We start from the raw sequence: 10,036 nt of genomic DNA, 5'->3' as shown, positions 1-10,036 counted from the left end.
GGACCGGCTCGGCCCGCGCCCGGCGCGGCTCACAGGGTGAGCTTGAGCAGGAACTCGACCTGGCCGCGGTCCTCGACGCGGACGAAGCCCAGGTCCGGCGCCGAGATGCCGAAGTCGGCGAACACGACCGGGACCGCGCCGGAGGCCTCGACCCCGCCGGCGGTGCGGACGACGGCGAGGTCGGTCTGCACCTGGCGCGTCGTGCCGCGCAGCGTGAGGTCGCCGGTCACCGGCACGGTCACCGGGGTGCCGCCGAGCTCGGGCAGGTCGACGGGCCCACGGACGGCGAAGGTCGCCGTCGGGTGGGTGCCGACGTCCATGACGTTGCCGCGGAAGTAGTCGTCGCGCCGGCCCGAGTCGGTGCTGATGCTCGCGACGTCGACGGTGACCTCGGCCGAGGCGATGTCCCCGCCCTGCACCACCACGGAGCCCGTGACCCGGTCGGTGGTGCCGGCGACGGTCACGTCGGCCCCGTTGAGCACCTCGTCGACGCGGTAGCCCGCCGAGGAGCCCGGGGCCACCGTCCACGTCCCGTCGGTGTCGGCGGCCAGCTCGACGTCGGAGGGCTGGGCCTGCACGGTCGGGGCCGCGGCGGCGTCCTCCTCGAGCGCGGCGTAGACCAGGGGACCGACGCCCAGGCCGAGGGCGAGGACCGCGACCGGTCCCCCGACGATCCACCACGCGCGACGGCGACGGGCCATGACGAGCTCCTCTCCTTGACGGTTCAAGGATGTTGGCGCACCGACCTGGGAGCCGGCTGTGAGCCGCGCCACGGAGCCCGACGTGTCGGGGAAAGAAGGGACCCCCCGCGCACCCGCCAGAGCCCGCTTATCCTTGCTGCCTTCCGGCCCTGGGGAGGTTCACGGGGTGACGCCACACGAGGGGTCTGCACCCACTGTAGAGGACGCCGCCCGCTAGCCTCACGGTCCATGGCCCCCCGGCGCGCCCTCGTCCTGCCCCCGCCCCGCTCCTGACCCGGAGCACCGCGGGCTGACCCGCGCGGCCGGCGCACCCGCCGTCCGCCGCTGCGCCGTGCTCCGGACCCGGTCCCCCGTCCGGAACCAGCGCCCAGGAGCGTCGTGTCCACCCTGTCCTCCCCCGCCCTCTCCTCCCCCGCGTCGAGCCGCGGGTTCCTCCTCGTCGTCCTCGCCGCGCTGTGCTGGGGCACCGCCGGCCTGTCCGGCCGGCTGATCGCCGACCGCAGCGACCTGTCCGCCCTCGACATCGCCTGGTACCGCCTCGCGATCGGCGCCGCCGCCCTCGCGGTCGCCTGGCTCGCCACCGCCCGCCGCCGCACCGCCGCCGTCCCCCTGACCCGGCCGGTCGCCGTCCGGCTCGCCCTCGTCGGCGCCGGGCTGGGCGCCTACCAGCTCGCCTTCTTCAGCGCCGTCGAGCGCGCCGGTGTGAGCATCGCCACGCTCGTCGCCCTCGGCCTCGCGCCGCTGCTGATCACCGTCGGCGGCACGCTGCTCGGCCACGGCCGGCCGAACCGGGCGACGCTCGTCGCGCTGACGGTGGCCCTGGCCGGGCTCACCCTGCTGGTCGGCGTCTCCGCCGGCGCCGACACCGGGACGACGGTGCTGCTCGGCGCCCTGATGGCCAGCGGCTCGGCGCTCGGCTACGCCGTCGTCACGCTGGCCGGGAGCGGCGTGCCGGCCGGCGTCCCGGTCACCCTCGCCGGCTTCGCCGGGGGCGCGCTGCTGCTGACCCCGGTGGTCCTGGCCGAGGGACTGTCGGTGCCCTCCGACGGCGCGGCGCTGGCCGTGCTGCTCTACCTGGGCCTGGTGCCGAGCGCGCTGGCCTACGGCCTGTTCTTCACCGGCGTGCGGACGGTGCCCGGCGCGGTGGCCTCGATCGTCACGCTGCTCGAGCCGCTCACCGCGACCGTCCTGGCCACCGCGTTCCTCGGGGAGCGGCTGGCGCCGGCCGCCGTCGCGGGTGGCCTGCTGCTGCTCGCCGCCGTGGCCGGGCTCTACGTCCGCCAGCTGCGGCGGAGCCCGGAGCCGGTGGCCGGGGCGTAGGCCCGGGCATGGACGGCGACGGGCTCCCGGCCGGCTGGCCGGGAGCCCGTCGCGTGCCTGCGGAGGATGGGAGATTCGAACTCCCGAGGGGTTGCCCCCAACCCGCTTTCCAAGCGAGCGCCATAGGCCACTAGGCGAATCCTCCAGTGCACGCCGATGGTACCGGGCGCCGGGCCGCGGGTCAGCCGCCGCCCCGGCACGGGCGTGCCGCCCCGGGTGGTCCGCGCGGGCGGCACGGGGCAGGCTGGACCGGTCGCACACCGCACGGGCACCGCACGGGGCCGCACGGGGGAACCGAGGAGGCAGGACGGATGAGCGAGCCGGATCAGGTCCGACCGGAGGTCGTGGAGGCCATCGTCGCCGTCCTGCACGGGGCCGACCCGTCAGGACTGCCGCCGTCGGCGACCGCGGAGGAGAAGGCGGCCGCCAAGGACCGCTACCTGTCGGAGTTCGCCGCCGAGCGCAGCAAGCGCGACCGCCAGGCCCAGGCGTGGGAGCTGCTGCTGACCCGCGGCTACGACGAGCCGCCGACGTGGGCGCGGCTGTTCGACGACCTGGCGCCCGACGCGGTTGAGCAGCTGGGCGAGCTCTACGACGTCCTGCCCGAGGGGGCGCAGGAGGAGTACGCGCGCCGCTACGGCGTCCCCAGCACGGTCTGACCCGGCCCGTGCCGGGCGCCCGCCCGCGGGGTAGGAGCCGCCCGTGACCTCGACCGTCCCCGGCCGCCTGGTGGCCGGCCGCTACCGCCTCCTGGAGCGGATCGGCGGCGGCGGCATGGGTGCGGTGTGGCTGGGGCGCGACGAGCTCCTCGACCGGCGGGTGGCGATCAAGCAGGTGCTGCTGCCGGCCGGTGCCGACCCGGAGACGACCGACCACCACCGCCAGCGGGCGCTGCGCGAGGGCCGGATCGCCGCGCGGCTCACCCACCCGCACGCCATCTCGGTCTACGACGTGGCGCTGGAGCAGGGCATCCCGTGGCTGGTCATGGAGTACCTGCCCTCCCGCAGCCTGGCCGTGGTGCTGGCCGAGGACGGGCCGCTGCGCACCGACCAGGTGGCGCAGGTCGGCGCCCAGCTGGCCGACGCGCTGGCCGCCGTCCACGCGGCCGGGATCGTCCACCGCGACGTCAAGCCGGCCAACGTGCTCATCGGGCGCGACGACCGGGTCGAGGGCCTGGTCAAGATCACCGACTTCGGCATCTCGCACGCCAGCGGCGACGTCACCCTCACCCAGACCGGCCAGATCACCGGGACGCCGGCCTTCCTCGCCCCGGAGGTCGCCCAGGGCGCCGGGATGACGCCGGCCAGCGACGTCTTCTCCCTGGGCGCCACCCTCTACACCTGCGTCGAGGGGCAGCCGCCGTTCGGCATGGACGACAACGCGCTGCGCCTGCTGCACCGGGTCGCCGGCGGGGAGATCCGCCCGCCCGCCCGCGCCGGGTCGCTGGAGCGGCCGGTGCTGCGGATGCTCGCCCGCGACCCCGCCGACCGGCCGGAGATGACCGAGGTCCGCGACGTGCTCGCCAAGCTGGCCGCCGGCCGCGACGGCGACACGACGACGGTGCTCCTGGCCCGCACCGACCTGCGGTCCTCCCGCGACCGGGACCGGACCGCCGCGGTGCCGGCGCCGGTGCCCCCGACCGATCCGGCGGCCCGCGCGGACCCGCCGACCGCCGTCCAGCCCGCGGCCGTCCCCGCCGGCCCGCCGACCCCCGGGCCCGGGACGGCCGCCCGCCCGGGGCCGGAGCCCGCCGCCCGGCCCGGACCGCCCCGGACCGGACCGTCCGTCGGCGCCCGGCGCCGGCGCCGCCGTCCGCTGCTGGTGGCCGCGCTGGTCCTGCTCGTCGTGCTCGCCGCGTCGCTGGGCACCTGGCTGGCCGTGCGCGGCGACGGCGGGAGCCCGTCGGCCGACCCCGCACCGCAGAGCTCGGCGGACCCGACGTCGCCGGGCACGGAGCCGGCTCCCGCGCCGGAGACCGGGTCCGCCGGGCAGCCGACGGAGGAGTCCACCCCGGAGCCGACGGAGGAGGCGACGCCGGCGGACGAGACGACGCCGGACGACGAGGCCGGGCCCGCGTCGGACGCGGAGGCCGAGGTGCGGCAGACCCTCGAGCAGTACTACGAGTACCTGCCCGGCGACCCCGAGAGCGCGTACGCGATGACCGGGCCGAGCCTGCGGTCGCGGGCGAGCTACGACTACTACCGGGACTTCTTCGGCCGCTGGGACGAGGTGTCGCTCGTCGACGTCCGGGACGTCGACGAGCAGGACGACGGCCTCACCGCGACCAGCCGGGTGGAGTTCCGGCGGGGCGGCGAGCGGGTGGTGGAGACGCACGCGGTGACGTTCGTCCGCGGCGACGACGGGGAGCTGCTGGTCGACCTCGACGTCGTGGCCTGACCCGGGAGACCCTGACCCGGGAGACCCTGACCCGGGAGACCCTGACCCGGGAGACCCTGACCCGGGAGACCCTGACCCGGGAGACGACGACGGCGGCGCCCCGTCGCGGGGCGCCGCCGTCCGGTCCTGCTGGCGGTGGCGGTGGGATTTGAACCCACGGAGGCTTGCACCTCACACGCTTTCGAGGCGTGCTCCTTCGGCCGCTCGGACACGCCACCGCCGAAGAGACTACAGGGCCCGTCTCCGGCGGAAGAACGCGCGTAGGAGTGTCGCGCTCTCCTCGGCCCGGACCCCGCCGGTGACCTGCGGCCGGTGGTTGAGCCGGCGGTCCCGGACCACGTCCCACAGCGACCCGGCGGCGCCGGCCTTGGGGTCGTCGGCGCCGTAGACGACGCGCGCCACCCGCGCCAGCACGCTGGCGCCGGCGCACATCGTGCAGGGCTCCAGCGTGACGACGAGCGTCGCGCCGGTCAGCCGCCAGCCGTCGCCGTGGACCGCGGCCGCGGCGCGCAGGGCGAGGACCTCGGCGTGCGCCGTTGGGTCGCCGCGCTTCTCGCGCTCGTTGGCCGCCTCGGCGAGCACCGCGCCGTCCGGCCCCAGGACGACGGCGCCGATCGGCGTGTCGCCCCACTCCTGCGCGGCGACGGCGAGCCGCAGCGCGCGGACCATCGCCGCGTCGACGACGTCGTCGGGCAGGACGCCGCCGGGAGCCGTCACGGCCGGGCGCCGGCCAGCGGGAGGCCGACCAGCGCGGACAGCTCGGCGAGCGCGGTCGCGGGGTCGGCGACCTTGATCGTGTGCATGCCCAGCGCCCGGGCCGGCTTGAGGTTGATGCCCAGGTCGTCGAGGTAGGCGCAGTCGGAGAACGCGAGGTCGCGGCCGGTGGCCTCGTTCAGCCGGGCCAGCGCCCGCCGGTAGATCTCCGGCTCGGGCTTGCGCACGCCCTCGACCGAGGACTCGACGACGGCGTCGAAGAGGTCGAGCAGCTCGGCCAGCCGCCCGGTGCGCTCCATCGGCGCGACGTTGTTCGACAACATCCCCAGCGGCAGGCCCGCGGCCCTCAGCGTCCGCACCGCCTCCACCATCTGCGGGCGGATCTCCCCGGACAGCGCGGCCAGCACCCGGCGGGCGTCCACCCGGTGGCCGGCGGCCAGCGCCTCGGCCTCGAACGTGTCGACGAACCCCTCGACGTCGAGCTCGTTGCGCTCGTACCGCGCCCAGGCGTTGGTGTCGGGGTCGGTGCTGTTGAGCCGCCGGATCAGCCCCTCGGGCAGGCCGGCCTCGGCCTCGTAAGCGGCGAAGGCCAGCATCGGGCTCTCGGTGATGACCCCGCCGAGGTCGAACACCACGGCGGTCGCGGTCGCGCTCACGCCCGCACCGCCGCGGCCAGCTCGTCGGCGAAGCCCAGCCGGGTGGCGATCCGCGCGACCATCTCGTCGGCCCACAGGTCGTCGGCGGTCACGATCGGCCGCAGCTCGTCGGCGGGCAGTCCGTCGTCGGCGAACACGTCCAGGTCCCCTCCCGGCCATCCGGTCTCGTCGTCGTCGAAGGCGCCGTCCTCGTCGACGGCGATGCCGTAGCGCTCGACCACCTCGGCGCCGAGCACCCACTCCTGCATGGTCGCGTCCGAGATCAGCGCGCGGACCATGCCCCCGGGGCCGTGCCGCAGCACGACGAAGTACAGCCGCGAGTCGACGACGACCACGAACGGCCCCGGCCACTCCTCCGTGCCGGGGTCGCCCAGCGCCCGCTCGAGCACCGGCAGCTCGTCGGAGGCGTCGGCGGCCAGCAGCTCCACCCGCCAGCGGCCGCCGCGGCGGGCGACCCGCACCGCCCAGCTCGGCGGGGCGGCCGTCCCCGGGGCGCTCACCGGACCCGCAGCACGGTCAGGCCGTCGGCCAGCGGCAGCAGCACGGTCTCGAAGCGGGGGTCGGTGGCGAGCGAGGCGTTGAGGCCGGCGATCACGCGGTCCTCGTCGCTCTCGGGCGCCAGCACGCGGCCGCTGCGCAGGGTGTTGTCCAGCAGCACGAGGCCGCCGGGCCGCATCCGCGGGTGCAGCTCCTCGACGTAGGCGGGGTAGCCGCCCTTGTCGGCGTCGACGAAGGCCAGGTCGAACGCGGGCTCGGCGGGCACCGCGCGCAGCAGGTCCAGCGCCTCCCCCAGCCGCAGCTCCACCCGGTCGGCGACGCCGGCCCGCTCCCAGTACCGGCGGGCGATCGCCGTCCACTCCGCGCTGCGGTCCAGGCACAGCAGCGAGCCACCCTCGGCCAGGCCACGGGCGATGCACAGGGCGGAGAACCCGGTGAAGGTGCCGATCTCGACCGCCCGGCGGACCCCGAGCGCGGCGGTGAGCAGCTGCATGAGCACGCCCTGCTCGACGGCGATCTGGAAGGTGGCCGGGACCTCGCCCCGGTCGGCCAGCGCCGCGGTCTCGGCGACCAGCGCGGCGGCCACCTCGTCCAGCGGCTCGGAGCTGGCGCGGACGTAGTCGGAGACCTCCTGCGTGAGGAGGAACGACCGGGGGGTCATGCCGGAGGCCAGGAGCGCGGGGAGTGCGGCATAGCCTCTGATCATGGCCGATCCCGCACCCTCCGACGGAGCCGAGGTCGACGCCGCGCTGTTCGCCCGGCTGGCCGCCGACCCGCTCGCGGAGCTGCTCGGCATCGAGCTCGAGGAGGTGCGGCCGGGGTACGCGCGGGCGGCGATGACCGTCGGCCCGCGGCTGCTCAACGCCGTCGGCACCGCGCACGGCGGCGCGACGATGGCGCTGCTCGACGTCGTCCACGCGGCGGTGGGCAACAGCCACGGCACGGTGGCCGTCGCGCAGGACGTGCACACCGAGTTCCTGGTCGCGGGCCGGCCCGGGGAGCGGCTGGTGGCCGAGGGCAGCGAGCTGCACCGGAGCCGCCGCACCGCCGTCTACCGCATCGACGCCCGCGGCGAGGACGGCCGGCTGGTGGCCACCGCGCTGGCCCGCGTCTTCCGCACCGACCGGCCCTGGGGGTCGCCGGCATGAGCCTCCCCGTCCCGACGATGCCGGCGCCGCCGGTCGGGGTGGTCGGCCTGGGCCAGCTGGGCGGGTCCCTGGCGGCCGCGCTGGTCGCCGCCGGCCGCGAGGTGTCCGGGTGGGACGTCGACCCGGCCGCGCGCGAGGCGGCCGCGGCCCGCGGCGTGCGGGTCGGCCGCGAGCTCGGCGGCGTCGTCGTCCTCGCCGTCCCCCTGCCGGCGACGGCCACGGCCCTCGACGGCCTCGACGTCGACCCGGACGCCACCGTCACCGACCTCGGCTCGGTGAAGGTCCCGGTGCTCGCCTCGGTGGGCGCGGCGCTCGGCGGCCGGTTCGTCGGCGGGCACCCGATGGCCGGGACCGAGCGGTCCGGGCACGGGGCCACCGACCCCGGGCTGTTCCGCGGCGCGCGCTGGGCGCTGTGCCTGGAGCCGGGGACCGACCTGCGGCGCTGGCTGCGCGCCGCCGAGGTCGCGCTCGACGCCGGCGCCGAGGTGGTGCCGGTGACCGCCGCCGAGCACGACGACGCCGTCGCCGCGGTCAGCCACGTGCCGCACCTGCTCGCCGCCGCGCTCGCCGCCGCCGCCGGTGACGCCGGCCCGCTGGCGCTCGCGCTGGCGGCCGGCAGCTTCCGCGACGGCACCCGGGTGGCCGGCAGCGACCCGGCGCTCGTCACCGCGATGGTGGAGGGCAACGCCGGGCCGACGGCGGCCGCGCTGGCGCGGGTGCGCGCGCAACTGGGCCGCCCGTGGCCGGAGCTGGTCGCCGCCGGGCACGCGGTGCGCAGCGCGGTCCCCGGGCGCCGGCCGGTCCGGGTCCCGCTGGACCGGCCGGCGCTGCTGGCGCTGGGCCGGGCCGGCGGCGCGGTGACCCGGCGGCTGGCCGCGTTCGTCGAGGGCTGGGTCCCCGAGGCCTGACCGTTTCGCCTCCGTCGCGGCGGGCAGGGAGCGCCCATGGACGACAGCGAGATCCGCAGCCGCATCGACGCACTGGTCGAGGAGGAGCACCGGCTCCGCGACGGCGGGGAGCACACCGCCGACCAGCGCACCCGGCTCCGTCAGATCGAGGAGGAGCGGGACCAGCTCTGGGACCTGGTCCGCCAGCGGGACGCCAAGCGGCAGTACGACGAGGACCCCGACACCGCCGAGGTGCGCCCGAGGTCCGAGGTCGAGGGCTACCTGCAGTAGTCGGAGGGCCCCCTCGCCGCCCACCGCTCGCGAGCTCGCGGCGGGCCCCTGCGAGGGGGCCGTTCCAGCAGGTCGCTAGGCGGAGTCGCGGACCGGCCGGCGGTGCCCGGCGTCGTGGTGGCCGGTGCCCAGCAGGGCCAGCTGCCACAGCAGCCGGGCCCGCGGGTCGGTGAGCTTGCGGCCGGTCACCGACTCGATCCGCCGCAGCCGGTGCATGACCGTGTTGCGGTGGCAGTACAGGAGGTCGGCCGCGCGCGTCGGCGAGCCGTCGGCGTCGAGGAAGGCCGACAGCGTCTCCAGCAGCACCTCGCGCTCGTCCCCGGGCAGCTCGAGCAGCCGGCCGAGGGTCTGGCCGACCAGCCGCGCGGCGATCTCCGGGGAGTTGCTCAACAGCGCCTCGGGCAGCCGGTCGTCGATGGTGACGACCCGGGCGACGCCCTCGGGCAGGGTGCGCGCGGCGGTCTCGGCCAGCCGGTAGGCGCCGGCCACGGCCGCCGCGCCCTCGACGACGGAGGACACCCCGACCGGGCCGGTGGCCACGGCGCCGAGCCAGGTCAGGAGCTCCGGCAACCGGCGGGTCCCCAGCGCCACCAGGCCGACGGCGGCCTGCGACCGCGCGCCCCACGCCGAGCGGATGCCGCGCTTGAGCAGCGCGGACGTCGGCTCGGGGAGCGCGTCCCCCTCCTCGCCGGCCGGCGCGACGACGACCGCCAGCCGGCCGGCCAGCGGCACCGACAGCAGGTCGGCGGCGGTGCGGGCGTAGGCCGGGTCCCCGCCGCGGCCGTCGAGCAGCCCGTCGAGCAGCCGCTGGCGCTCGGCGGCGTCGAGCCCCGAGCGGCGCCGCTCCTCGTCCCGGTAGCCCTCCGCGGCGGCGCTGCAGCCGCGGTCGTTGGTGCGCCACAGCGAGCCCGCGACCTCGAGCAGCAGCCCGTCGTCGTGCCGGTCACCCTGGCGGGACAGCGCGACCAAAGCCTCCCAGGTGATCTGACCACCGAGCCGGTAGGCGCGGAGCACGGCCTCCAGCGGGATGCCCTGCGCGGCCCGCAGCCGGCCGACGGCGCGGGCGCCCTCCGCGTGGCTCTGGTGGTAGGCCGCGGGGACGTCGGGCCGCAGGCCGCGGACGCCGACCTCGAGGTTGCGCCGCAGCGTCGCGCGCATCTGCTGGTCGCCCCCGAGCAGGGCCTCGCGGTAGGCGGGCTCGGTCTCGACCAGCACCTCCACCATCCGGTCGGTCATCTCGTCGAGCCGGTCCAGCAGGGCCGGGACCAGTTCGGCGAGGCGCTCCTCCACACCCCAGGGGGCCGTCCGCACGCGCTCACCTCCTGTGTTCATCGCACAGAGCACAACACGTGGCACCGATCACTGTGCGGTGCGCCCATTGTGACGGTCTTCACCGGCCCGCAGAGTCATACGGACGTAGCCGT

The 10,036-nt window shown here is 77.1% G+C and carries 12 protein-coding genes, 2 tRNA genes and 1 other RNA gene; 6 read left to right on the top strand and 9 right to left on the bottom strand.

All coding sequences use genetic code 11. The features are described 5' to 3' along the window. Positions 1–29 precede the first annotated feature (29 nt). On the bottom strand, positions 30–701 hold the full coding sequence (locus ACI8AK_RS04415; protein ID WP_387988427.1) for a YceI family protein: 672 nt from the start codon (positions 699–701) through the stop codon (positions 30–32). A gap of 93 nt (positions 702–794) precedes the next feature. Beyond that, an RNA gene (gene ffs, locus ACI8AK_RS04410) (signal recognition particle sRNA small type) lies at positions 795–890 on the bottom strand. A 189-nt stretch (positions 891–1,079) separates the two neighbouring features. Between ffs and ACI8AK_RS04405 the strand changes: the two genes are divergently transcribed. Further along, the gene (locus ACI8AK_RS04405) at positions 1,080–2,021 is read left to right on the top strand and encodes a DMT family transporter (protein ID WP_387988428.1); all 942 of its coding nucleotides are present in this window, start codon (positions 1,080–1,082) and stop codon (positions 2,019–2,021) included. Positions 2,022–2,081: 60 nt separating this feature from the next. Here ACI8AK_RS04405 and ACI8AK_RS04400 read toward each other — a convergent pair. Then, positions 2,082–2,166 (bottom strand) — tRNA-Ser (locus tag ACI8AK_RS04400). Between the two features lie 166 nt (positions 2,167–2,332). Between ACI8AK_RS04400 and ACI8AK_RS04395 the strand changes: the two genes are divergently transcribed. Both ACI8AK_RS04395 and ACI8AK_RS04390 read left to right on the top strand, forming a co-directional pair. Next, the gene (locus tag ACI8AK_RS04395) at positions 2,333–2,680 is read left to right on the top strand and encodes a hypothetical protein (RefSeq protein ID WP_387988429.1); all 348 of its coding nucleotides are present in this window, start codon (positions 2,333–2,335) and stop codon (positions 2,678–2,680) included. 43 nt (positions 2,681–2,723) lie between these two features. Continuing rightward, a complete protein-coding gene (locus tag ACI8AK_RS04390) occupies positions 2,724–4,418 on the top strand; it encodes a protein kinase domain-containing protein (protein ID WP_456955204.1) in 1,695 nt (564 codons plus the stop codon). Between the two features lie 130 nt (positions 4,419–4,548). Here the strand turns inward: ACI8AK_RS04390 and ACI8AK_RS04385 are convergent. The 5 genes from ACI8AK_RS04385 to ACI8AK_RS04365 form a co-directional block, all read right to left on the bottom strand. Continuing rightward, positions 4,549–4,636, bottom strand: a tRNA-Ser gene (locus ACI8AK_RS04385). A gap of 10 nt (positions 4,637–4,646) precedes the next feature. Continuing rightward, the gene (gene tadA, locus ACI8AK_RS04380; protein ID WP_456955203.1) at positions 4,647–5,135 is read right to left on the bottom strand and encodes a tRNA adenosine(34) deaminase TadA; all 489 of its coding nucleotides are present in this window, start codon (positions 5,133–5,135) and stop codon (positions 4,647–4,649) included. Beyond that, positions 5,132–5,788 (bottom strand): HAD-IA family hydrolase, encoded by a 657-nt coding sequence (locus ACI8AK_RS04375; RefSeq protein ID WP_387988432.1) that lies wholly within the window; start codon positions 5,786–5,788, stop codon positions 5,132–5,134. The genes tadA and ACI8AK_RS04375 overlap by 4 nt, the downstream gene beginning before the upstream one ends. Further along, positions 5,785–6,288, bottom strand: coding sequence for a tRNA adenosine deaminase-associated protein (locus ACI8AK_RS04370; RefSeq protein WP_387988433.1), 504 nt, complete (start codon positions 6,286–6,288; stop codon positions 5,785–5,787). The genes ACI8AK_RS04375 and ACI8AK_RS04370 overlap by 4 nt, the downstream gene beginning before the upstream one ends. Then, on the bottom strand, positions 6,285–6,992 hold the full coding sequence (locus ACI8AK_RS04365; RefSeq protein WP_387988434.1) for an O-methyltransferase: 708 nt from the start codon (positions 6,990–6,992) through the stop codon (positions 6,285–6,287). Before ACI8AK_RS04365 ends, ACI8AK_RS04370 begins: the two co-directional genes overlap by 4 nt. Between ACI8AK_RS04365 and ACI8AK_RS04360 the strand changes: the two genes are divergently transcribed. From ACI8AK_RS04360 to ACI8AK_RS04350, 3 genes are read left to right on the top strand one after another with little or no spacing between them, the layout of a single operon-like run. Continuing rightward, positions 6,991–7,434: a PaaI family thioesterase gene (locus ACI8AK_RS04360; RefSeq protein ID WP_387988435.1), complete on the top strand. Its 444-nt coding sequence runs from the start codon at positions 6,991–6,993 to the stop codon at positions 7,432–7,434. The two genes, ACI8AK_RS04365 and ACI8AK_RS04360, sit on opposite strands and share 2 nt — an antisense overlap. Further along, positions 7,431–8,342, top strand: a complete 912-nt coding sequence (locus ACI8AK_RS04355; protein ID WP_456955202.1) for a prephenate dehydrogenase/arogenate dehydrogenase family protein — start codon at positions 7,431–7,433, stop codon at positions 8,340–8,342. Before ACI8AK_RS04360 ends, ACI8AK_RS04355 begins: the two co-directional genes overlap by 4 nt. A gap of 36 nt (positions 8,343–8,378) precedes the next feature. Further along, complete coding sequence (locus ACI8AK_RS04350) at positions 8,379–8,612, top strand: DUF2630 family protein (protein ID WP_387988437.1); 234 nt, start codon at positions 8,379–8,381, stop codon at positions 8,610–8,612. Between the two features lie 75 nt (positions 8,613–8,687). Here the strand turns inward: ACI8AK_RS04350 and ACI8AK_RS04345 are convergent, their stop codons facing one another. After that, positions 8,688–9,923, bottom strand: coding sequence for a PucR family transcriptional regulator (locus ACI8AK_RS04345; RefSeq protein ID WP_387988438.1), 1,236 nt, complete (start codon positions 9,921–9,923; stop codon positions 8,688–8,690). Positions 9,924–10,036: the final 113 nt, after the last annotated feature.

It is taken from the genome of Geodermatophilus sp. SYSU D00867 (genome assembly GCF_054050315.1).
The sequence above is the reverse complement of the archived record's forward strand: the minus strand, read 5'-3'. Positions and strand labels throughout refer to the sequence as shown.